This is a genomic window from Thermogemmatispora tikiterensis (genome assembly GCF_003268475.1).
Lineage (GTDB): Bacteria > Chloroflexota > Ktedonobacteria > Ktedonobacterales > Ktedonobacteraceae > Thermogemmatispora > Thermogemmatispora tikiterensis.
Window position 1 is genome coordinate 157059 of the sequence record NZ_MCIF01000002.1, and the last position, 23978, is coordinate 181036.

Annotated in this window: 17 protein-coding genes; 7 read left to right on the forward strand and 10 right to left on the reverse strand. The window is 59.4% G+C overall.

The window, feature by feature from the left end:
- Positions 1-3 precede the first annotated feature (3 nt).
- From A4R35_RS00690 to A4R35_RS00720, 6 genes are all read left to right on the forward strand, one after another.
- Positions 4-708, forward strand: coding sequence for an ABC transporter ATP-binding protein (locus A4R35_RS00690; RefSeq protein ID WP_112425579.1), 705 nt, complete (start codon positions 4-6; stop codon positions 706-708).
- Positions 709-1374: 666 nt separating this feature from the next.
- Complete coding sequence (locus A4R35_RS00695) at positions 1375-3087, forward strand: MalT transcriptional regulator family protein (protein WP_112425581.1); 1713 nt, start codon at positions 1375-1377, stop codon at positions 3085-3087.
- Positions 3026-4732: a BTAD domain-containing putative transcriptional regulator gene (locus tag A4R35_RS00700; protein WP_112425583.1), complete on the forward strand. Its 1707-nt coding sequence runs from the start codon at positions 3026-3028 to the stop codon at positions 4730-4732. The genes A4R35_RS00695 and A4R35_RS00700 overlap by 62 nt, the downstream gene beginning before the upstream one ends.
- Before the next feature lie 323 nt (positions 4733-5055).
- Positions 5056-5274 (forward strand): Os1348 family NHLP clan protein, encoded by a 219-nt coding sequence (locus tag A4R35_RS00710; protein ID WP_112425587.1) that lies wholly within the window; start codon positions 5056-5058, stop codon positions 5272-5274.
- A 17-nt stretch (positions 5275-5291) separates the two neighbouring features.
- Positions 5292-5978 carry a response regulator transcription factor gene (locus A4R35_RS00715; protein WP_112425589.1) on the forward strand — a complete coding sequence of 229 codons (687 nt, stop codon included), beginning with the start codon at positions 5292-5294 and terminating at the stop codon, positions 5976-5978.
- A gap of 1118 nt (positions 5979-7096) precedes the next feature.
- Positions 7097-7459, forward strand: a complete 363-nt coding sequence (locus tag A4R35_RS00720) for a hypothetical protein (RefSeq protein WP_112425591.1) — start codon at positions 7097-7099, stop codon at positions 7457-7459.
- A 386-nt stretch (positions 7460-7845) separates the two neighbouring features.
- Here the strand turns inward: A4R35_RS00720 and A4R35_RS00725 are convergent, their stop codons facing one another.
- From A4R35_RS00725 to A4R35_RS00760, 8 genes are all read right to left on the reverse strand, one after another.
- Positions 7846-8082 carry a hypothetical protein gene (locus A4R35_RS00725; protein WP_112425593.1) on the reverse strand — a complete coding sequence of 79 codons (237 nt, stop codon included), beginning with the start codon at positions 8080-8082 and terminating at the stop codon, positions 7846-7848.
- A 789-nt stretch (positions 8083-8871) separates the two neighbouring features.
- Positions 8872-10089: a thiolase family protein gene (locus A4R35_RS00730; protein WP_112425595.1), complete on the reverse strand. Its 1218-nt coding sequence runs from the start codon at positions 10087-10089 to the stop codon at positions 8872-8874.
- 18 nt (positions 10090-10107) lie between these two features.
- Positions 10108-11448 carry a phenylacetate--CoA ligase family protein gene (locus A4R35_RS00735; RefSeq protein WP_112425597.1) on the reverse strand — a complete coding sequence of 447 codons (1341 nt, stop codon included), beginning with the start codon at positions 11446-11448 and terminating at the stop codon, positions 10108-10110.
- A 34-nt stretch (positions 11449-11482) separates the two neighbouring features.
- The gene (locus A4R35_RS00740) at positions 11483-12439 is read right to left on the reverse strand and encodes a uroporphyrinogen decarboxylase family protein (protein WP_112425599.1); all 957 of its coding nucleotides are present in this window, start codon (positions 12437-12439) and stop codon (positions 11483-11485) included.
- 184 nt (positions 12440-12623) lie between these two features.
- Positions 12624-14687, reverse strand: a complete 2064-nt coding sequence (locus tag A4R35_RS00745; protein WP_112425601.1) for a hydantoinase B/oxoprolinase family protein — start codon at positions 14685-14687, stop codon at positions 12624-12626.
- Positions 14647-16836 (reverse strand): hydantoinase/oxoprolinase family protein, encoded by a 2190-nt coding sequence (locus tag A4R35_RS00750; RefSeq protein ID WP_112425603.1) that lies wholly within the window; start codon positions 16834-16836, stop codon positions 14647-14649. The genes A4R35_RS00745 and A4R35_RS00750 overlap by 41 nt, the downstream gene beginning before the upstream one ends.
- On the reverse strand, positions 16833-17252 hold the full coding sequence (locus A4R35_RS00755) for an acetone carboxylase subunit gamma (protein ID WP_112425605.1): 420 nt from the start codon (positions 17250-17252) through the stop codon (positions 16833-16835). Before A4R35_RS00755 ends, A4R35_RS00750 begins: the two co-directional genes overlap by 4 nt.
- Position 17253: 1 nt before the next feature.
- Complete coding sequence (locus A4R35_RS00760) at positions 17254-19224, reverse strand: hydantoinase/oxoprolinase family protein (protein ID WP_112425607.1); 1971 nt, start codon at positions 19222-19224, stop codon at positions 17254-17256.
- A gap of 670 nt (positions 19225-19894) precedes the next feature.
- On the opposite strand from A4R35_RS00760, the gene A4R35_RS00765 reads away from it, so the two are divergent.
- Positions 19895-20620 carry a FadR/GntR family transcriptional regulator gene (locus A4R35_RS00765; RefSeq protein WP_112425609.1) on the forward strand — a complete coding sequence of 242 codons (726 nt, stop codon included), beginning with the start codon at positions 19895-19897 and terminating at the stop codon, positions 20618-20620.
- A 1869-nt stretch (positions 20621-22489) separates the two neighbouring features.
- On the opposite strand, the gene A4R35_RS00770 is transcribed toward A4R35_RS00765, so the two are convergent.
- Together A4R35_RS00770 and A4R35_RS00775 are read right to left on the reverse strand one after the other, a co-directional pair.
- Positions 22490-22747 carry a DUF6461 domain-containing protein gene (locus A4R35_RS00770; protein ID WP_146747060.1) on the reverse strand — a complete coding sequence of 86 codons (258 nt, stop codon included), beginning with the start codon at positions 22745-22747 and terminating at the stop codon, positions 22490-22492.
- Positions 22744-23978 (reverse strand): DUF6461 domain-containing protein (locus A4R35_RS00775; protein ID WP_223258127.1); only part of this gene is annotated, 1235 nt, incomplete at its 5' end. The genes A4R35_RS00770 and A4R35_RS00775, both read right to left, overlap by 4 nt.

The following is a 23978-nucleotide window of genomic DNA, read 5'->3' on the forward strand; positions in this document are numbered from 1 at the left end:
CGCGTGAAGCCCGATGCATTGCGGGATCTGCCAGTGTTGAGTGTGAACAATCTGAGCAAGCGCTTCGGGGAGACAGTGGTCTTACGCGAGGTCAACCTGGAGGTCTGGCCGGGAGAGGCGCTGGCGCTGCTTGGGGCCAACGGGTCTGGGAAATCGACAACGTTGCGCTGTCTGGTTGGGGAGATTCCCAAAGATACGGGAGTCGTCACCATCTGTGGGGCGGACCTTGATCTTGAGCCGCTGCGCGCCAAAGCGCAGCTCGGCTATGCTGCAGATTTGCCTTTTTTATATCCCTATCTCAGTGGAGAGGAGCATCTGCGCCTGTGGGCGGCCTTCCGCAGGCTGGACAGAGCGGCCCTCGCTTACGGCCGCGAGCTGGCCGAGCGGCTTGAACTGGCGCCTGCGTTCTCCGGCCTGGTGCGTACCTACTCGCGCGGCATGCGCCAGAAGCTCGCATTCATCGGCGCCCTCTTCCACCGGCCTGCACTGATCCTGCTCGATGAGCCGTTCACTGCCATGGATCATGCCTCAACGGAGGTAGCGCTGGCTCTCCTTCACGAGGCACGCCAGCAGGGGGCTGGGCTCCTGTTCACGAGCCACCAGGAGGAGATTGTCGAGCGCCTGCAGGCAGCAACGATCTACCTGCGCAATGGTATCACGACACACCTGATGCGCCCGGCAAGAGACGCTGGGCAGCATTGTGGATGAGTGGGCGTGCTCGACCTGTGCCTGCTGTACGGAGCGCCTCTGTCTCTTTCTATGGATGAACGTCGGGTCGACGTTGCGTGCGGTATCCGCAGCTCGGCCCGACGTCTTTTTCTGCTCACGAGAGGAGCAGATCTGTGGGGAGTAGTAGTGTTCCGGCAAGGAGGGAATGTCCTTACTATTGACAAACTTATGTGCATACACTATACTCAAGCGCACCAAGATACTGATCTGTTGTCTATCTAACAGTCTGGCCAGACTGGCCTGTCGTTGTCTCTATCCTTCCTCATCAGCAGGCGGGAGGGAGGTTGCAGATCAGGCTGTGCCGGAAAAGTGGCTTGCAACCGCTCACTTGTAGCGGTCTGCAGAATCCGACTCCGTCTAAGTCCGCCCGGGCCTCTGGCCTGTAGAGCTGCCGATGAGGTATGTACCGTACTATTTCGGCTACCCAGTTGGGCTGAGTCGGTCTGGAGGCCGTGCGGCTGTGCGCCTGCAGCCAGGCCTGCGGACTCGCCTGCTTCATCTCGCTACCTGTTGTGTGAGGTCATGCTGCCTGATGGCTTGCTTGATTCTATGCCATGAATATGAGCGGTAGAAGTGGCCGCGCTTTTCTCGCCAGGACAGCACTTTCTTCTGCGATGTTTTTGGATCTACGGAGAAAGGAGTGCCATGCGAGAGCAATGGTGTTCCGACTATCATGACTTCGACCTTCAGCGGAAAATCACAGCCCCGGCTCTCCCTGTCGCGCTGCTCCATCGCAAGGCCTTGCTGGAGCGGCTGCGTGAAGCGGTCCTGCCTGTACAGGGCGGCGCTCCCCATCGTCAACTCATCCTCTGCTGTGCGCCTGCTGGCTATGGCAAGACTACCCTGCTGGCCGACTTCGCGCGTTCGGCGCAGCTACCGTGCTGCTGGTATTTTCTGGAACGATCGGATCTCGATCCCGTGGTATTTTTGCGGACGCTGCTGGCCAGTCTACGCCAGACCTTTCCTGCTTTTGGGGCTTCACTAGATGCGCTCTTTCGTTCAATGCTGTCTGCAGAGACCGCTTCGGCGACGACGCTTTACACCTCGGCGCTGACGATGTTGTGTACGGCCCTGGCCACGGAGATCAAAGAGCCGTTCCTGCTGCTGCTCTGCAACTACGAGGAGGTCAATGAGAGTGAGACCGTGAATGCTCTGGTCAATGAGCTGCTCAGGCGTTTTCCCCCGCAGGCGACGCTGATCATCGAGAGCCGGTCGCTGCCCGATCTCTCCTTTCCAGCTCTGATCATCCGCGAGGCTATGTATGGCCTGGATCACGAAGCCCTGCGCTTCTCAGCTGAAGAGATCGCTGAGCTGGCCGCCCTGCAAGGGTTGCCTCCTCTCAGTGAGGAAGAGGCGGCCTCTCTGGCCGCTTCTTTTGATGGCTGGATCGCTGGCATCTTGCTGGGCACGCGCATCGGCGACGCCCGAATGCGTCTGCTTCTGCCCCACTCCTCTGCCGCGGACGAGAAACGAGGCTCCTCCACTGCACTGGCGACACAGAAGCGGACCATCCTGCTCACTTACCTGGTCAATGAGGTGCTGAAACACGCTGCTCAGACGCAGAGCTTCCTGCAATCGATCTCTCTGCTGCATCATGTGTATCCCTCGTTCTGCAACGCTCTGCTCAACATTACCGATGCACACGAGAGGCTGGCTCATCTGGAGCGTCAGGGCCTCTTCCTCTTCTCCCATGCGAGTGGCACGGGCCTCTTCTATACGATTCATCCGGTCATCCGTGAACTCCTCTCCGAGCAGCTCCGTCACCAGGAGCCGGAGCGTTTTCGCCTGCTTCATCGCCGGGCCGCGGAACTCTGGCACGCCCGCCACGAAGATGAAGAGGCGATGTACCACGCCCTTGAAAGTGAGTCCTATGACCTGGCAGTTTCCTTCATCCTGGCCACTGGGGAGAACCTGCTCTCCTCGGGGCAGCGTGAAACCCTGATCCGCTGGATCAACATGCTGCCCGAAGCGTTCAAGGAACATCATCCGCGTCTGCTGCTTTTACAAGCCACGATTGCTCTGGACTATGGCCAGAGGACAACGGCCCTGCCTCTGCTGGACCGTGCAGAGGCCTTGCTGGCGATCTCTCAGGAGCCGGACACCGCGTTGCTGGAGGCTACCTGCGCCATTCTGCGCGGTAAAGCCCTTTTTCAGATGGGAGACTACCAGCAGGCCCAGCTGCTCTGCCAGAAAGCCCTGCTCTATCTGCCAGAGCCGGAGCGGCATCTGCGCGCCTCAGCTCAGATGCGGATAGGCCTCTGTCATACGCTGGCGGGGGGATCTGACGGGCGGTGTCATGCATCTGCAGCAGGCTCTGCAACTCTGGCCTCAGCAGCCTCCCCCCACTCAAAGTATTGAGATCCACAGTGCGCTTGCCAACACCTATTATCTTCTGAGCAATCTGGTACTTGCTCGGCATCATTTGACGGCCATGCTGAATGCCTGCGAGCAGCTCCAGGATACCTCCAGCAAGATCAGTGCCCGCATTCTTCATGGTCTCATTGCTCAGGATGAGGGCCAGATTGCAGAGGCTGAGGCGACCTTTTTGGAGGTGCTCTCCCTGGCGCGCTCCTCTCCCTACCCACACCACGGTGAGGCCTACGCGCTGGTGAATCTGGCAGGGATCGCAGTCGAACAGGGCAACTATGGCCGGGCGCTGGCCTATGCGCAGGAGGGCCTCACTCTGGCGCTCACCTTTGGCACGCGCAGCGTCGTCAACGCTGCGCGTGCCAATCTGGCTCTGAGCTACCTTTGCCTCCATGATCCTACCAGCGCTCTGCTGATAGCGGAGCAGATGGAGGTCGAGACCACTGATGAGAGAACGGCTGGCTATGAGCGGGCCTGGCGCGATCTCACCATCGGCTTGATTTTCCTCGCTCAGGGGCGCTACGCTGAGGCAGCGACCTGCCTGGGAGGCATCGAGGCCGCCCTCTATCGTACGTATCTGCCGCGTGCCAGCCTACCGGCGAAGCTACGCCTGGCTGTTTGCTATCATTTGCAGCGTCAACCTGAGCGGGCGGAGCACGCCCTGGCTGAGGTCGTCTCGATCCTGCACACCCAGCCCACCCTTGCCCACCTGGCGCAGCAGGAGTGGCGCCTCCTGCGTACCCTCATGCCAGAGCTGGGCAAACATCCGCGCTTTGCCGCGCTGCAGGCCTTACTCGTATCCTCTCATCAGACGCAAGTCGCGTTGCCCACTGACCTCCAGACACCTGACCTTTCGCCCTCAACTGCGGTCGTGATCTCGCGAGAGAGTGTGCTTCCCAGCCTCACCATCTACGCCTTCGGGGAACCAGTGGTCCTGCTCAATGGCCAGCCCATCAAGCACTGGCGTATGGCTCGTGGTATGGAACTCTTCTTTTTCCTGCTGGATGCTCGCTATCCGGTCAGTAAGGAGACGATCCTGACAGCTCTCTGGCCGGAGTATGATGAGTGCACCGCTCGTACCTTTCATAATACGCTCTACTACCTGCGTAAAATCCTGGGGGAGGCCTGCATTCTCTTTACGCCTGCGGGGTACACTCTCAATCTTGCCGCTGGCTATGGAGATCAGGTCTGGTATGACGTGCAATTGTTTGAGGACCAGCGCCTCGTCGCCGAGTCGGCCCTGGCTGAGGGTCAACTGGATCGGGCGAAAGCAGCTTTTCACGAGATGATTCAGCTCTATCGCGGCGACTATGGACGCCCTTTCTATCAAGAGTGGTGTACACGGCGGCGTGATGAGCTGCGGACGATCTATCTGGAGGCCTGTCGTCAACTGGCACAGATCGCCTGGCGTGAGGAGGACTGGGGTGAGAGCGCTGAATACTGGCGCCGGATGCTGCTTCTCGATAGCTGTCTGGAGGAGGCTCACTACGGTCTCATCCGCTGCTATCTGCGCCAGGGCAAACGTGGCGCGGCGCTGCGTCAGTATCAGACCTGCCAGCGCACTCTGCAGGAGGAACTTGGTGTTCAGCCAGGCCAGGCTCTGCAGCTGCTCTATCAGCGTTTGACGAGCACCTGATTGACAGGCGCAGGGCGGCTGCAGAGTGCAGTGCGGAGTGGGTGCAGAGCAGGTCGAGGGTATGCTCTCTGCCGTGGCAGATGTGAGGATCTGCCTGTCACCTCTTCTCTGTCCAGGAGGAAAGCATGGATAGCGTTCTGATTGTTGCTCTCAGGGAAACACAGGTCACCATGACATCCTGGCGCTCGCCCGGCGCTCGTCTGGAATCTCTGCATCTGTACGCTCCGCGCGCGCTCCTCTCCTCGCTGGCTCCCGCTGCTGTTGGGGAACCTATCTGGCCTGAGACCAGGCAGAGCCAGGCTTCTACACGGGGATAGGTACCTATGTCCTGGAAGATGATCAATCGTATTCTTGGCCTGGCTTCCGTTAATCAGAACTTTCGACAGCAACTGCAGCGTGATCCCAGGGCGACCCTGGAGGCCTATGGGTTTGAGCTGACCTCAGAAGAGTTGGAGGCGATCTGCTCCTATGCCTCGTTGCCGTTCCTGCAGTTCTGTCGGCGTTTAATGGAGGACTTTGGTCAGGATGAAACGATACAGTGAAAAGGAGCGTGTCAGGAATGGTTCATATTCGCGTGCTGCTGGCGGAAGGGCAGCCGATCTACCGCGCGGGTATGCGTTACCTTCTTGAGAGGGACGAGAAGATCGAGGTGCTTGGTGAAGCCAGGAGGGCCGAGGAGGCGCTCCGCCTGACCCGCGAACTGAGGCCCGAGGTCCTGATTCTGGATCTGCAGCTTCCCTACCTCTCCGGCCTGGAGGTCGTTGAAACGTTGCGTAAGCAGCAGGGGACTCTACGCGTGCTGGCCCTGAGCCGCTACGACGATCAGGTCTATTTGACGCGCGTCGTAACCAGCGGGGTTGATGGCTGTTTGCTGAAGGCCGAGGACCCCGCGCTGGTAGTGGAGGCCGTCCATGCGATTGCCGCTCACGGCGAGCAATGGTGGAGTCCGGGGGTCAGTAGAAAACTGCTCAACAGGAACGCGATTCAGGCCCTGGTGCGTTCGTCTCTCAATCTAAACCAGAGGGAGCTGCAAATCTTGCATTTAATGGCACTTGGTTATAACAACCGATATATTGCTGCCAAGCTCTGCTTATCCCAAGGAACGGTCAAAAACTATATCTCTGGCCTCTATAGCAAGCTACAGGTGCACACGCGGGCCATGGCGGTCAGTTGGGCCTGGCAGCACGGACTCCTCGAAGATAAGGGGAGTTTGGAATGTCTGGAGCACCTGGAAAGCGGTGTGTAGGGCCAGGAAACGGGCCAGCTCGTCCGATCGCCTGGCTGCGAGCTGGCCCTGGAAGCCTGGTGTTCTACTGTTGAGTCAGTGACTGGTTGTCAGATAGACATTTCTGCCTTGGGGCATGACTGCCAGCGAGCATCTCGCGGCGCATCTCCTCCCTCCGTGCAGCGAAGGCCGGATCTTGCTGATGGGAGAGCAGCCTTGAAGTGAAGACGACTTCGTAGCCCTGGGGGTGCGTGCCAGCAGGTCGAGGATATCCAGGAGTGGTGCGAGGCTCTCGATGCTGCTGCCTCCCATGGCCCGCGCGATGGCCACCAGCGCGGCGAGGCCCGCTTCGTACACCGGGAATGTCGGGCGTATATACGGACCGGCTCCGTGGGCTGGCCGAGGATGACGCTCCAGGAGGAGCAGCAGATCTGAATAGCGCCAGCGTCGGAAGCCGCCCCCAGGAAGCGGGGGTCACGGGCCGCGCGGTCCAGGCCGAAGAGGCCGCCGAGCCGGCAGGAGCGCAGGCCGGCGCAGCGCAGGTCTCAGTCGGTGCTCTCGATGCCCAGTTCCTCGCTGGTGGATGCGCGACCGACGCCTCTCCGCGCTGGGGAAGATGCAGTGGCCACGACCCCGACAGGTCAGCCTGAATAGCCTGACGGCCCTCGCCGCCCCCGGTTATCCCCGACCCTGCCGTCGACCATGTGAAGAGGATCAGGTACTCAGCTTGCACCTGTGAACGTGTGGTATGATCGCTGATCTGAGGTAGATTCGGGGAGTTATCGCTGGCGCTGTCATTATGTTGCTGGAGCTGCTGTTGATCTGGCTGGCTCCTGGAGGGGAAGGCCTGGCCTGCCAGCTGCTGGCATCTGGTCTGGTCTGGCCGGGAGGATTCGACAAGAGCTTGCTGAAAGATTGACTGGATGTAATGAATCACTATACAATGGAAGTGGTAGGATAGAAGTGCCTAACGTGAGAGAACAGCAAAGTGTCGGGGCGCTGTCGTGGCTAAGGATGGTGCCGGCCTGTGTCTTTGTGTATCCACGGGTACAGGTGTGACGCTGTTTCATGGATTGCTTTCTGCGTGCAGCAAGAGCGGAGTGCGTGCTTTTTCTCCGGGCACCGCAGGAGATGACATCATGAGTGAGGACGACTGGCAACCTCAACTCAATAGCCCTGCTCAGGGCGATATGTCTGAGAGACATCCTCCACCTGATCAGGCCGATGTGGCTTCATCCTCGCAAAGCCAGCAGATGAGCGAAAGATTATCTTGGCTCCAGCGGAGGGCGCAGATCAAGGAGAAGCAGAACGAGTATGCCACAGGCGTCTGCCTGTCTGATGTCATTGGGGTGGTTGTTCTCTTCGCCTTTTTTGTAGCCTTCAACGGTCATCTGATAGGTTCTGGAGCCTTTATGATCGCAATGTCGGTAGATCTGGCCATGATGGCAATAGTTCATGTAACCGCCTATGTGATGGCTAAAAGAGCTGAAGATATCTATTGATGATCTTTTGCAGAGGTGTCTCTGGATTCATCGTGAGCGGTCTGGCGCAGGCAGTACTTGTATAGCTGTAGGAGTGCGATAAATCGCGCCCGTACGGATAGGAGGAGATGACTCGTCAAGGGGGCGGGGATGCGCTCTCGCCTGGATCGATCCCCCTGCCACCTCTTCATCGCCTAAACGGCAAAAACGGCACTTCAGCGCCCCTCCGACCAGATTTCCGACCCCCTTTGGCTCACCCCTCCGGCGAGTTTCGAATCAGCCCCTCAAATACACCTTTCCACGGCACCTTTGACCTACCCTCCATCACAGCTCAGCCCCTGATATATCAGGACCGGATAGCCAGCCTCCCATCAGTATAAGCCAGCACCAGGAGCACCACCACGTACTCAGTCCTCCTGCCCCTCAGCCCTCCACGTATCTAACCTCCCCAAAAGCAAGGGGCTGGAGGAAGGAAGGGGACACCCCTTTGCCTCCTCCTTGCCGCCCCCCTGCCATGCCGCCTGCAAGCTCAGGGGGGGCCGGTAGTAGACCGAGGGACGCGCCAGCCAGACCCCAAAAACCAGCTCGCAGAGCAGAGACGGCGGGGCAATAGTACACATGTCATCATGGGCAACCTCACTCATAAATTGCTTTTCAGTATTGTCTTTTCCTGTTATTTCATATAATTGATATATAAATACGTAAAATTCGCTATAAGTATATCGCACCTCTGGCCGGTCAGGAACTTCCAGCAAGGAGCTGGCCAAGGGCAGTCACCGAGCCAGCAGGCTGGTCAACAGGGGGCCAGATCATCTGCAATTGATTTTGGCGCGAAATACACTTATGGATCGATCTCTCATCGAGTAAACTTGGAGCGAGAGCAGCTATGACCGACGAGGCCACCGCAGCATCTTCACCCTGGTAGGCCAATCGCCTGCTATGCCGCGCGCGGGAAGCTGCAGACGAAGCTGCGAGGGAGCGGGTCATCTAGCAACGAGAGAGGAGAGGCAAGGCTGGAAACCTCTCCTCTCCCAGACCCAGCAAGGGACGAGAGACCGATGCCTGAGAACTGAGTCCTGCAGCTCACTGCCCCAGGGGCGATTTGGTCCAACGCACGCCACTCATTGGGCAATAATGGCGAGATGCCGACTTTCTCCGGTCTCTCCATGCCCACCGTTCTCTCTCTCCTGGACAGACCCTTTCAAACATCTCAAGAGCTGCTCCAGTGGCTGGATGGATGGGCGAGAGAGCCAGTCTGATAGACTGACTGGTCATAAAGCTGACTTTCAGAGAATCAGGCTGCGATGACTGCAATCATCTGCTATATCACCTGATGATCGAGTGCCCGGTGCTGGAGAGTGAGCTGAGTGGCTCATCCCGGCGTTGCTCCTCGATGGGGCAGTGCCAGACTACTATCTCGAGATACCTGGTCCTCAATGGAGATCGACGCGCACAACTATGGCTGCTCCTGTATCGCCAGCAGCGCAGCCGCTGAAGAGGCCATAGCCGCCCCCGAGCAGGACCAGTTCCTCGATAAGCTCAATGATCTGGCGCAGCCCAGTCGGCCCCTGCGGATGGCCAAAGATCAGCGGGGAGCCGTAATGATTGAAGCTCTCCAGAGCAAGGTCCAGCTCACGCGCAAAGTAGATATCATTGACAGCAAAAGGATTATGGGTCTTGACAGCGCGCAGCTCTCGCAGGCTCACCTCCGCTGCCGCCAGCGCCTGCCGGGCGGCCAGAACGGTCGCCTGCGGCATAAAGCCCTTTCTTGCCCGGGCCTGGCCAAAGGCTAGCAATTGGATTTCGATGGCCTGATCGCGGCTCAGCTCCCTGGCCCGCTCTCGTGAGGTCAGCACCATGCCACAATTGCCATCAGCAGGATGGGTCTGGGTGCCGGGCGTAACTGTCCCCGGCTCCAGCACCGGATGCAATCTCGCCAAGCTCTCGGACGTCGTGGGATAGATGCCCTCATCGTCGACCACTGTGGCCACGATTTTGCGCCCTGTGGCGTCCCTGACCTCCAGTGGGGTCACCATGAAGCGCTGATGAAAAGCTGCACCGTCTTTGAGTGCCTCCTGATACTGCTGGTAGCGCAGCACAGTGAGGGTGTCCTGCTCCTCTCGACTGATATTTGCCTCTGCCGCGACATGCTCCGCCGTCTCAATCATGGCGTTGCCTGCGTAGGGATCGTAGTTGAAGTTATCCCAGACCCAATCTTCGCTCTCGCCCCTGCCGCCCGGGGCCGATGGATCGGGATAGTAGAGATGCGGGCCGTTGCTGGTGCGATCGCAGGCGATGGCCAGAATGCAGCGCTTGCTGGCAGTGTCGGCCTCAATCTCGCTGGCAGCGCTGGCCAGCAAGCGCGCCGAGGTGGCACAGGCCTGATTGATGGTCGGCCCACTCACCGCCGGCGCCCCAATCATGCCGGCCAACCAGGGCGCCCCGTAGAAGCTATGCCGGGCAATCACTGTCATCCCGAGAAACAACGAGTCCAGCTGTTCGACAGGAATAGCCCGCTCACGCAGCGCTCGCTGAGCGACCTCCGCTGCGAAACGGAGCGGGTGCAGGTGAGCAAACGCCCCTTGCCAGCGAACAAAGGGTGTCGACCAGTAGCCACCATAGGGAATATAGACAGTCTCGAAGCGCACCATGACGGCAATTGCTCCTCTCTAGCGCCCCTGCTCGTAGAGTTTACGAATCAACTGGGCTTTCATCTCAAAGCGAGGCAGCGTACCTGGTGGCACGAGTTCAACCTCTGCCGTGAAGATAAGCTTCTCCCGCAGGGTCTCCTCAATCTCTCGTTTCAATGCCGCTAGATCCTCTACATCCGAGCCGTACTCGACCCTCAGATGGAGCGGCGGATCAACGCGGGGTCCTGGCTGTTTGAGCAGAATCTGGACCTCACCGGTAGTACGCGGACGCATACCCATCAGGACGTCTTTGATCGCCGAGGGCCAGACGTTCACGCCGCGCAGGATAAGGAGATCGTCAGTGCGCCCAACGCAGCGTAGACGCGGGCCTGTGCGGCCACAAGGACAGGGATCCGTCCAGACAATGACGCGATCACGTGTCCGAAAGCGCACCAGTGGACAGCACTCGCGATCAATATGGGTGAAAACAAGCTCGCCCTCAACCTGTGACTGGTCCAGCGGCAGTGAGACCCCGCTCTCAGGATCGATGACTTCGAGAATGGCAAAATCGGGGGCCAGAAAATGCATACCGAGGCGCTCATCACAGTCAGCGGCGTAGACTGGCAGGACGTCAGCGTTCCCGATGCCTTCGGTGACGAAAGCTCCCCAGTCCTCTTCTATATGCTGGCGCACGGCAGGTACGCCTCCGCCTGGTTCAGCGCCGAGCTGAATACGCCGGATTCCAAGTGTGCGCGGCTCAACATGAAATTTGTTGCGCACGTATTCGGCCAGGTAGATGGCGTAGGAGGGCGTGCACGTTAACTGATTCGCTCCCAGATTCTGGATCGAAGTGATCAATCGATCAGAGGCGCCTGTACCAACAGGTACAAAGGTGGCGCCGATCTCTTCAATCGCATCCTTCAATGGCAAGCCACCAACGAAGAAGCTCATGCCGAAGCCCATCACCACCACCGAGTCGGGGCGTACTCCCTCAGACCAGTAAACGCGTGCCACCGTCTCCACCCAGGTATCACGATCGTGGTGCGTGATACCAACATAACTGGGCCGCCCCGTTGTGCCAGAAGAAGAGTGAATGCGTACCACCCGCGACATCGGTACAGCGGCGTGATGGCCCAGCGGCGGATGTTCCAGTTGGCTATCACGCAGTTCCTCTTTCGTCGTAAAAGGGAGCCTGGCAAGGTCCTCCAGTGTACGGATATCTTCGGGATGGGCGCCCACCTCCTTGAATTTCTGCCGATAAAAGGCCGAGTGTTGATAGTTATACGCAAGCTGCTTGCGCAGCTTGCGCAACTGCAGCTCCCTGAGCTGTTCCAGCGGCATCGTTTCGATATGGGCATTGTAGTAACGAGGATAAGTCATGCCTGTCCTCCGGTGGCGGGGTGAAGAACCAGACTTACGAAGCGAGCAGAGCACGCATACGGTTCACCTGCTGCTCCAGTCCCTGGATACCTGCTTCATAGGGCATTTCGCCATCAGTTGTCACAAGAACACAGCCGAGTGCCTGGCACCAGCGCGATGCTGCTGCAGGCATGGCGCCCGACGGCGGGAGCGCCAGAGCGAAGACGCTGGCAGGTGGCGGGGCTTGCTCGAGGAAGTCAGGCCGCAGGCTGAGCAATGGGGCCTCATCGGCCCGGCTTGTCAGCGGTAGCGGCTGGGGGACCGACAGCAGCGGCAGCGCTCCGTGAAAGCGTACCGTTTTCCATAGTGCCTCTAACGCGGCCTCCCATGCTCCTAGGAAGTTAGCCGGTACGGCCACTTCGTCGAAATAGAGCAGGTGTGCACCAGCCAGGCAGCAGGCGCGCGCGAGAGCCAGGGTGATGGCGACCAGTGCCTCAAAGCTCTCCAGCGCTTCATCTTCAGCTGCCGCCAGCGCAGCGATGATCTCTGGGCCAAAGATCTGCTGTGCACTACGGAGAGGAGCAGGCAGACCGATCAGCAGCACTGGTCCTGCCCCCACAGTGCCCTGGACACGGCGCACGACCTCCAGAGCAACAGGCACGCGTCCGCGCTGCGTAATCTCTTCGGGGGGCAAATGCAGCAGGGCATTCCCGACAGACCGCGTTGGTCGCTCATAGGTAGCCGTGTCAGCCTGCCATCGCAAGCGGCAGCCGAGTGCCTCCACTAGCAGTAGCGGGTCAAAGTAGCAGGTAATGCCATCCGTCTGGAGACGCCGATGGAGCGCGACCAGGCTATTGGCTATCTTGGTTGGATTGACTAGGAAGGTGGACAAGGGCAGCTGCTCCAGATAGGCGGCCAGTCGAAAGATGAGCGGTACAAACAGCCGCCGGGCTGGAGGCCTGCCCTGAATGAGAGCTTTGATAATCGATTGTGGTGCAGCACTTGCTTGCATGATTCTAACTACTCACCTGCACTGAGCAACATGGGTGGTTATATGGGCCATACCCGGCGTGCTCCACCGGCCGCAGCGTCCCGCCGTTATGCCAGCTTGTCCGCCTGCGCCGGGCACTGGCCATTCGGCGAGTGCCCGGACACAGATATAGCGAGCGGATAAGCCGCACATCCGCAACCGGCGCTCACGGGCGCAGGACGGGGGCCAGTGGTCGACCCTCTGGCCAGGAGCCGAACCAGGTAAGCGCCTCCTCGGGAGGTTTCTGCCGCGACCAGCTGGCGTGGAACTCGTCCCAGGGGCGGCCACGTGCCAGGCGGGCCTGACGCTCGGAGGCGCGCAACGCCTCGGTTTCGGCGAGATTGACGCGCATCGTCTCGGGGTCATAGGCGACCTTGTAGATGTTGCGAGCGCTCCACTCCGAGATGATCTCAGCCTCCACATCCTGAACAACCTGGTATGGATCGGCCTCTAGCGGATCTCCATAGCCCGCGCCACCAGTGGCGAAGCCGAAGGTAATGACGTCTCCCTCATTGTATGGACGTACCGAGCGGAGGAAGGGTTCGTTGCTCCATTCTCCGCCGATTGCCTGGCGATCGATCAGAGCCGAGAAGTTCAGCTTCAATGTGCGATCTCCATCGCGCATTCGCTGGAGAAGGTCAGCTCTCCGGATGCTGATGCCTGGCACTGTTGGTGGAGCATAGCCGCCAAAGAGTGGCTGTGATGTCTGGACCTTGCTGTTATCAGCAATGGTGGTGAAGAAAACCGTCGGCGCCTGATAGGCTACCCAGATCTGGACCGTGCCGCAGCCGCCGCGGTGGGCACCATGCCCGCAGGAGTCCTGCCAGTGCTGCGAGATAGGCACCAGCATCGGGAACTCGTTCTCCATCAATTCGACGTCGGGAGAACGCCCGAAGGGGCACCAGGCGAAATGCGACGCATCCATGCCAGGGGCGGTGGCGCGTCCGCCCTGGCCCTCAGTGTTGAGCGAGTAGGCCAGCATGTCGGCGAAAGGCAGCCCCCACTGACTGAGGCCCGCCAGCACCATTGCGTTGCCACCGTTTGCAGAGGAGGCCACCGCCTGGCGCCATTCCTGGGTGCCAAAGATCATCTTGGAGAATGCCACCGCGGCAGAGCTCATAATGCCTGTACAGATCATCACGGAGCAAGAGGTTGCCGCGCGGGGGTCCGGGTTCAGCACGCAGCCGGGTGGAAAGTAGAAATCGATGGGGGCGAAGGTAGCGCTGCTGATTGGCAGATCATGGAAAATGTAGGAATAAAGGAAATTCGCCAGATGCCCGACTGCCGCCTGGACATGTGCATTGTAGGATGAAGGATTCTCAGGGGAGGTACCACTGAAATCGAGCAACAGGTGATCGCCCTGTTTGTGAATCGTCAGCGAAGCGGAGCGTATCAGACCTGAACCCATGCCGCCGATAGTGTCAGCGAAGGCCACACAGCGGAACTTACCATCGGGCCAGGAGGCAATCCGCCGGCGTGCTCCCTCTTCGGCGACCATCAGCATCTTGCGTAATAACCCGATGACGAAAGCTGGACCTTCTTTCTCCGCCAGCTCCAAGACGCGCATGCGCGCGCGGTCCGCCGCGGTGCTGCGCGCCTTGAGGTCGGTTACCACCATCTGGGGGGCCCGGATTCCGTAGGCGTAGAACAGCTCCAGCAAGTCCTCACGCAATTGGCCGTGTTCACCTACCTTCATTGGGGGCAGATTCATGCCCTCTGAGAAGCGTGCCGGTGCAGTGATGGGCATACCACCCGGTTCAACGGCACCGGTCTCCGTCGTATGATTGGCAGCTCCGCACCAGGCGATGAGCTGTCCCTTGTAAAAGACAGGCACGAGGGCCACGTAATCGGGATTATGAATGCCCCCGTAGAGAGCATCATTGGCGATCCAGATATCGCCGTCATGGATTCCTGGATTCTGTCTATAGTAGGTGAGGATATACTTAATGATAATTGGCTGGATAATGGCGTGCAGGTAGGTGCCGGCAGCGCCATTCACCAGATCCCCCTGGGCCGTGAAGATCGCAACCATCACGTCGCCTGCGATACCCATCGAACTGCGACAGGAACGCTGGAAAACCTCAAGCGCCTCGTCGAGGATATCGTTGGTGCGCTGAAAGCCGATTTCATAGTCACCTGGCGAGAGCTGGGCCACTGCTTCCAGTTCCTCTGCTGTTGGAGGCGTAACCTTAATCCACCTCAGCTTCTCTTCTGATGTGGGAATCGGCATAGATTGCTTCTCCTTTCTTATGGCTCATGATGCCGAGTCCATAGGTATTGACCCGATAGACCATCTCTGGTGGAATAACGACGGTGGTGTACTCGGATTCAAGAATTGCCGGACCATGCACTTCGTTACCTGGCAGTAAGCGGCCCTGTTCGTAGACCGGTGTATCCACCCAGGCGCTGATCTGCGGCCAGTAAGCAGGGCGACTGCCCTTGCGCGCCTCTTCGGGACTGGGTCCGTGGAGCGCATGGGCGACCAGCTCGACTTTGTGGCTGGGTACGATGGCCTTGAGGATGAAAGTCTCAATGTAGACGCCGCCAGGGAGATTGACGATCAGAGGACTGAAAGCCTCGCTGAACTCCTGCTCGAAACGCCGATACAAGGCCCAGACGTCTTCTTCGCTGTTCAAAAAGAGGCCAGGCGTCGCAGTACGTTTGGGTTGGATCAGGCCTCCGTAGAGCATATCCAGCTCCAACGTGTAGAGAGCCTCCTCGGGGTTCAGCCCCTCGGCACGTAGCTCCTGCTCGGCCTGCTCTTTGAGCCTACGTACGACGTTGTTAAAAGCCTCACGGTCGATGACCGCCTTGCCGGTGAAAGGTTCGATCACCGTGAAACGGTGTGAGGCCTCATAGACGTGAATGATATCCATGATAGAGGAACCCAGCGCGCAGAAGACCGGCGAGTAGGGGAAAATGACGATTTGCGGAATATCGCCATGATAGCCAGCGGCATGCGTAGGACCGCCTCCTCCAAAGGCGAAGAGCACAAACTCCTCGGGCCGGTAGCCGCGTAGCACAACCTCTTTACGGATGGCGGAGGCCATGTTCTCGTCAACAATGCGGCGGATGAGAGCGGCAACTTCGGTCTCATCCATGTGCAGTGGCCTGGCCAGCTTGCGCAGGGCGCGCTCAGCCGCACTCTTGTTCAGTTTCATGCGTCCGCCAAAGTAATAGTCAGGATTGAGATAGCCCAACATCAGATCGGCATCGGTGACAGTCGGCTCACTACCACCCTGGTTGTAACAGGCTGGCCCTGGATAGGAACCGGCACTCTGTGGACCTACCTCAATGCGGTTGCCCAACTCACGGTTAATGCGGGCAATCGAGCCGCCTCCAGCGCCAATCGAGAGCGACTGGATCATCGTCAGGCCGACCATCCAGCGATCGATGACGGGATTGAACTCGTAATTACGCACGTCGGCGGAGACCACCAGGCCGATATCAAAGCTGGTTCCCCCCACATCGCTCGCCACCACATTGGTATAGCCGAGCTGCCTGGCAATATCGCGTGCCCCAATCAGACCAGCTACCGGTCCCCCGTTGTAGGTGCGGCTGGCCGAGGCCTTATAAATCTCGGTGACGCCTCCGGAGTTCTGGACCATCATAAATGAACCCCTATAGCCATGCTCACGCAGCCGATCCCACATCGCCGAGAGCTCGATCTGCAGGGAGCGGTGCAGATAGGCATCCAGCACGGCGGTCATGGTGCGCTGGTATTCGCCCAGCTTCCCCAGGACATCGCTGGAGAGTACCACAGGCAGGTAGCCGATGTGGTACTCCTTGTACTCCTCGCGAATGATCTCCTTGAGCCGTCGCTCGTGAACCGGGTTCAAGAAGGCCCACAGGAGTGAGATGACGAAGCCTCGCGCGCCTCGATCGATGAGGCGGTGGATCTTCTCGCGTGCGTCTTCCTCATCCAGTGGGCGGACGACCTGGCCGCGTCCATCGATACGCTCTTTGATACCAGCGATCATGCGGCGTGGGATGAGCGGCTGAGGCTTCTGTTGAGCAGCCAGATTGCGTCGCTCGTGCAAGCGCTTGCCATCGATCCATTGTGCGCCACGCCCGATCAGAATAGCATCTTCATGGCCCTCGGTAGTCAGCAGGGCTAGACGCGGCCCCTTACGCTCGATCAGGCGATTCATGGCGATGGTCGTTGAGTAACGTACCATGCCGACGCGGCTCAGTAACTCCTCCAGGCTCCATCCCAGTTCCTGGGCTCCGACCTCAATGACGTTCAGAAAACAGAGCGAGAGGTCGTAAGGAGTGGTTGGTACTTTGGCTTGAACGATGCGCCCATCAACATTCAGGACCATATCGGTGAAGGTACCGCCGACGTCGATATCGATAGAGTTCATGGCGCTGGCGCTCATGGTTTCTCCTCCTTCTTGCCGTGGACACCATCACTGGACCCGGTGTTGCCCGCCAGGACCAGGCGCGAGTCGACGATGGCGTATTCGCCACGGGCAAGCCGCTCTTTCAGGCTATCCAGGTCCAGCTCGATATCGTAGGTGATAGGATGGCCAGGCGGCAGGTATTCGGTTTCAATCTGGGTGCCGCAAGAGGGGCAGTAGAACTCAATAATACGAATCCAGGAGGGATCAGGAGAAAACGTATAGGTTCCCTCCAGCAGCGGACGATGGATCTCGCGCGGATCACGATCGTAGAGAAGACAGCCCTTTTTGTAGTTCTCGCGCGCCGAGATGAGTGCCCGTCCACAGCGATGACAATACCATTGCTCTTCCTCAAGATCGAGGTCAAGGTATTCAGTTATGCGAAGACGCTCCATCTTACCCTCCTTTTCTCTGGAGCTGACCATTACCGTACTCGTCCATGCGTAGTGACCAGCCTGGTAAGACCGGGTAGGTAGTCCAGGCGCTCTCCAGGATCGCTCCCCCAGCGATCTCTTCGCCTGGCTGCAGCGCCTCCCACGAGTAGACGGGAGTGATGGCGGAGACGCTGCCCCAGCTGACTGGACGCTGTCCCCGCAGAGCTCCCTCGCCGCTAGCAGCTTTGCCAGATCGACGTATAGCTTCATAATGGGGCATTGCCACTGTCGCCCGCAGACGCAAGAGCACAACCTTGCCCTGCCATGCCTGCAAGGCGGCCGGTTCCACACTGGTGGTGGGAGCAAGCTCTAGCACCGCCGTGGAGAGTTTCCCTTGAGGGTCGCTGATCTCAGCCTCTAGCTGCAGTCGTACGCGCTCTGGAGCAAACCCCTCACCTCTCATATCGTGCAGGGCCTCCCGACGCATCCGTTCAATCACCTCACAAACGAGATGCCGGTCCTCGTCAGCAGCCAGGGAGAGGTTGAGGCCATGTTCGTAGACGTGGACCACATCCGCTATGGCCGAGCCGAAGGCGCTGAAGACGGCGCTCAGATCGAAAACCAGTGCGCGCGCTATGCCGGCGCGCTCGGCCACGCTGCAGGCAAAGATCGGCCCATTGCCACCAAAGGCGAAGAGAGTAGAGTCCTCAGGCCACCAGCCCATGCGCGCCAGCACCTCACGAATAGTGGTGGCCACCAGCTGAAAAGCCCTATTGGCGATCTCGAGTGCAGCCTGCTCAATACTCTTGCCCAGTGGCTCGGCGATACGTGCGGTGATCGCCTCATGCGCGCGCTGAGGGTTTAGTTTCCGTTTTCCACCGAGGAAATAGTCAGCTGGCAGCCAGCCGAGTGTGAGTAGGGAGTCAGTCAGCGTTGCCTCAGTACCGCCCAGATCATAGCAGGCGGGTCCGGGATAAGCCCCCATGCTCTCGGGCCCCAGGCGTAGCTGACCGCTGGCGGCCTCAACGCTGGCAACGCTGCCGCCACCGAGAGCGATGGATTGCAGCAGCACCGTTGGTGCCTTCACTGGCACGCCAAACAGATCGGCTTCGCTTGTCATCACGAGGCGCCCTTCCTGGATAACTCCTACCTTCGCCGTCGTCCCGCCGACGTCCAGGGTGATCACATGCGCCAGGCCATAGGTACGCGCGAAGTGGGCTGCAGCGAAGAGCCCCATGGTCGGGCCGGCTTCCAGCGTGTCGATGGCTTTGGTCTTGGAGACTCGCGCTACACCGCCGTTGGCATGGCCGATCAGGAGTGGGCGCTCATAGCCAGCCTCGCGCAGATCGTCCTCCGCCTTATAGAGTGCGCTGGCGAGTGGCCCGTGCAGGTAAGCATTGAGCAAACTTTGAGTGGTGCGGGTCTCGGCATCGGGGTAGTGGCTGAGTTCACTCCCGAGGAGCACTGGAACAGTCCCAAGGAAATGATCGGGGTATTGGGCTTCGATAGCGCGCTTGGCGGCCAATTCATGCGAAGGATCAAGATAGGCCCCTTCCAGGCTAATGCAAATGCGACGCACCCCGTTGGTCAACAGGGTTTTGACTGCGAGCAGAACCTCCTGAGGGTCAATGGGACATGTCAGACCGATGACGTTCTCAGGAGCAACCAAGCTGCCCAGCGCGGGGTTGCTGCCCTGAGGTGCGTAAAGGTCGCGTTCATGGCCCTGGCTGACCAGTAAACCCAATCTAGGACCGCTGCGCTGTGCCAGCACGTTGGAGGTGATCGTGGTGGACCAGCGGATCAGGTGCACCTGCTGCAGAAATTCTCTGAGATCGCTAAAGCCAAGTTCGTGAGCACCGGCTGTCAGACAGTCCTGGAAACAGACGGTCAGATCGTGCGGCGTGGTATCCACCTTGACAGGAATGGCTTTGCGTCCGTCGCTGAAGAGGCCATCAGTCAGGGTTCCGCCAACATCGATGTCAACGGTATACATCTAGGTCTGCCCTCCTGGCCATCGGCCATCCTGAAGAAGCAAATAGCAGTTGTAACGGACACTAACTACAAGAACAGTGGGCAGAAGCACAGTCTGCTAGCGGGGTAGCCAGAACAGGGGCCCCGACCAGCAGACGCGGCAGGCGCTAGGAGAGACTAAGGGCGCTTCTGCAGGGCGATTCTGCTGGCGTGAAGCCAGCCAGGAAAGGATTCAGGGCTCGCTTGCCGGCAGCACGACCAGAACGGATGATAAGGCAACCGTATGTCCTAACAGCCAGGTCGACTCGGAAGAGCAAACCGCTTCTTTTAGCTTGATGACCAGCGTGGAGGGGCAATCTGCATTTCATCGGACTTACTCCTTCTACATAGCCGGGACAACGGCATAAGGAGATCTTGGGGCCAATGCTTCCCTCGTGCTCCTCTGCTCTTCAGTCAGTACAGAGGATCTGGTTATCCGTTGCCAGCGTCAGTGCGCCATGCACAGAGACCTGTTGAGCTTTCATCAGAGGTTAGAGGGTAAAAGGAAATCTCTATATTAAAGAATCTAGCCTCTGTGTGCAGTCCCACCTCCTCTTGTTGTACAATAAGGTGTAGAGGGTAATGTCCTATCGTCAGACAATAGAAAGTATAGGGAGAAAGTATCGCCTTGTCAAGGGCCTAGGAAGGAACATATGGCTACCACAGAAGAGAAGGAACCGCTTTTTGAGCCAATCGCAGTGCCAAAGCGCAACTTTGAGATTGTAGAGGCCAGCATTCGAAAGGCCATTTATAACGGGACGTTAGCCCCGGGTCAGAAGCTGCCCAACGAGTTTGAACTGGCCCAGCAATTCAACGTTGGTCGCTCAGCGGTGCGCGAGGCCCTGAAAGTCCTGGAGCTGGCAGGGCTGCTGGTCGTACGACGTGGCTACAACGGTGGCACCTTTGTTGCTCCCCCCAGCTTTGAGGAGGCCAACGAGGCCACCACCTTGAGTTTCCAGCCGGGTAATATGCAACCCCAGCAGCTGCTTGATGCCTGCCTGACCATCGAGCCACGTGCTGCTGAACTAGCTGCTGTACACGCCAGTGAGCTGGAGTTGAGCGACCTCTCAGAGCTGCTCCAGCAGTTGGAGCAGGGGGCATATCTGCCGGCTCGCTATCTGACTGCTGTAGCCGATGTGCATCTGTCTATTGCTGAGATGGCACATAACGCGGTCTTCAAGCTCGCCGTCCAGGCCATGCGTACTCCGCTTATCCAGGAACTGAATCGCTTCATCGGCGACCAGAGTCTGCGCCAAACCGTGAATCGCGATTTGAAGATGATCGGACAGGCCATTCTCAATCGGGAGGAGCATCAAGCAGGTGAGTTGATGAGACACCATCTGCAGCATCTGGCCGACTGGCTCCTTGTAGAGAGCTAGTCTGTCAAGCGTCGATCAGTAGAATAGTGCAGGCAGGACCGGGCCGTGTCCCCCGCGTGGCTGGCTCGGTCAATCACCTTGCCGATGCGGATGTGCCTCCCCACACAGGTCTCGAGGGAACTCTGCTCGCTGCACCCTCGCGAGCGGAGATACAACCAGGACCCCCAGAGAAACCGAGCGCCGCCAGGCTCCTCGCGTTATCCCTGACCACCAGTGGCCCGAGATCACCGCCATCGCTCTATCCTTCGGTCCGGAACATCGCAGGCCACTGAAAGGCTCCTGAAGTCGCGGAAGAGCACTGATGGGAAGCGCTTTCCCACGAAGCGCTTTCCCACCTGGAGGGCGTGAGGCTGCTCGATCAGAACACCTTGGAAAGAGCCTTCTTGGCCTCCAGTTGAGCCAGTGGTGCTCTCAGGCAGGATTAGGGATCATATCCCGAAAGCCACATGGTGATTGTCGGCATTGCTCAGAACGGAATAGAGCGATCGTGATCAGTGAACCAGGTGGAATCCTGGTTCGCTGCCTTCAGCACCCTCAGTATCTCCTGCTCCGGCACTGTGGTTGCGGAGGTGCCAGTCCGCGTGAGGATCTTGTTAAGTAAGAGAGGGCATTTCCTAACTCAGAAAAAGCCGTGTGGAGAAGAGTTTCTAAGTGAGGGAATGTCCTCTCCTTTTTGATAAACCACGATCTGTGCACGAAAGAAAGTCCTCCGCACCCTCAACACCTATTCTCCCAAATCCCTACAACACTGCAAGAAGGCAACAATAAGCAGGCGATAACGCTGTACTCTACGCTCACTATTACCAGCTTTGTAGACAAACGCGAGAATAGGAATAAAGAACATTGTCTTATTTGGGAGGGATCGCATGTATCCAATTCGACCGACTATTCTGCCGCCTCCAGAGGCGCTTAAAAACGATGTGGAGTGTGTGAGGGTTGCTCTATATGGTGGCGGGGAAGAAGTGAAGCTTCAGGTTTCGCCCAATGGTGTGCCAGGTCTTGTCTTTCACCAGAGTCACGGACGGTCTGCCCTTGAACAGATTGTGACCCGTTCAGGACGAAGCTTCAGCCCTCCACCCTTGTTCCTCTACGGGCCGATCGTCGAATCCAGCGTCATGACCTATAAAAAGCAGCGTTTACGACGATCCAGGTTATTTTCAAGCCCTACGCGTTGAAAACGCTCTTTGGAATCAATGCCTCCACCCTGGCTCCTGGATGGACAGGTCTTGACGAGTTCTGGAAGGCCTCATCCGTTGCCAGACAAGCTGGTGCCTGGCTGCTGCTCGTCAAGAGCAACTCATGTTACAGTATACTGATCTCACTCGCTGGGTCAAGCGGCAATGCTGAGGTGCTCAGACTCCTCTCCCGGAGACCCTGCAGCCAGGATCTGACCCTGCTGTTCCTCTGGGAAAAGGGCACTCGGCGAAAACAGCTCTTCTCGGCGGCAGCCCCTCTCTTTCGGCGTAATCTTTCCAGCCGCTCCCAGTCAGGCCTGATGACAGGCGGTGATGCGACACACCGTCGTGAGTGTGCCTGCTTTCGCTGAGCCGGACAGCGAGCCGACTCCCTTCCCTGGCGCTCATCTGACAGGTACCATCACCACCCCTGGGAGGACCTCTCGTATTGCTAACCATCTTCCCTTCTCCTGCAGCCAGGGGCTGAGCAGCCATCTTCTAGCAACGAGTTCGTGGCGTCCCTGCTCATCTTCCTCCTTCCCGTCCTCTGCTCAGCTCCTGGCCTGACCCCTGCCTCAGGCTGGCCCGTCGGCAACCCCCCCGCTCTCGCTGACGCACTAGCTCCTTGGGGTCCTTCAGGCTGGCAGCTTTCCAGAGCCATGCTCCTGCCTGCTCGCCGCACTGGTCTGTTCGCTCAACCCTGCGCAGGCGGCACGCGGACCGTCAGCAGAGGACCTTCGACCACTGCGGCAGGGAGTTGGATGCCGAGCGCCCGAGTCAGCAACTCGAGCGCCGCCAGCTCGGGAGTGGGCGCGTCCTGGTCCCGCTCTGCCTCAGCCTCCTCCTCTGACGGGACCGTTACCCGCAGGCCAACCTGCCGCATCGCCTCCACCAGACGGTCTGGGTCCTGGCCATGACGAGACGCTGGATGCACTGGGTCAAAGGCCGTCACCAGCTCACCGTTGACAGCGTAAGCCAGCTGATCGAAGCAGAGACCGCGTGTAAAGGCCTGCTCAGCTCGATCAGCTCAGCCTCCGCTGCCAGCTCCTGTAGCCATTGCTGCTGCTGCTGCCAGTCAGCTGGCGGGTGCTGGCTGACCAGGAGCACGGCCCACTCTCCCGCACGTCCGGCCCGCAGCCAGGCCGCCGACGGGGCCGGCAGCTGCGCCCACGCCTCGTCTCTCGTCAGGACCTGGGCGCTGGCGGGATCAGCACCGGACCAGGTCACCCAGTGGCGCAGCAGGTGCTCGGGATCAGCCCTGCGGACCAGGAGCAGCACCAGCAGCGCTTCCTCCTCCTCGGGCCACTGCCAGGCCGACGGGGGGGCCGTCAGCAGGGGGCTTTCCAGCAACGGCTGCGGCAGTGGGATGCCCAGCCCCTGCCGCAGCAGCGCCAGCGTTGCCGCCAGGGCAGCGCTCTCGTCCGGCTGGGGGGGAGGATCGACCGCCAGGCCGACCTGTCGCATCTGCTCCACCAAGCGGTCTGGCTCGCTGCCGGAGCGCCAGCAGGAGGAGAGCGGCTCGAATTCACACACTTTTTCCCCATCTGCAAAGTAGGCCAGGCTGGTGACCTTGGGATTGGTCTGGAACAGAGCCACCTCCGTTCCCATCGAGAGCGCCTGGGCCGTCTGATCCCAGCCCCACAACGGGTCCCAGCCGACCATCAGGCTGAAGTCGAGGGCAAAGGCCCAGGCCCCGACGCGTCCGGCGCGGACGGTTTCCCCATCGATCATGGTGAGCGGCGCCAGCCGCGCCGTCGCTGGATCAAGACCCAACGCGCTCAGCAGCTGCTCGGGCGTTTGCTCCCGCACACACCATAGCGCGAGATTGATCTCGCCAAGAAAAGCGCTGACCCAGTGCCACGTCGAGAGCGGGATGGTCAGGAGGGGCCCAGCCATCACCGCGCGCGGCAGCCGCAGGCCCAGTGCCTGATCCAGCAGCGCCAGCGCCGCCCGGCGCAGCCGACTGGCAGCCGCGTTGCTGCCCTCACTGGTCGGGCGCTCTCCCGGCTCCTGTGGCGGGAAGGAGCTGTCCACCAGCAGTCCCACCTGCTGCATCGCCATCAGGAAGCGATCGGGCTCACGCCCCCAGCGCTCCTGCGCCCGCTGCAGCCCAAATGCGGTCACCAGCTCGCCATCCACGTAGTAGAGCCAGTCATCTTCTGGCAGCCGTTGAGCAGCTTGCC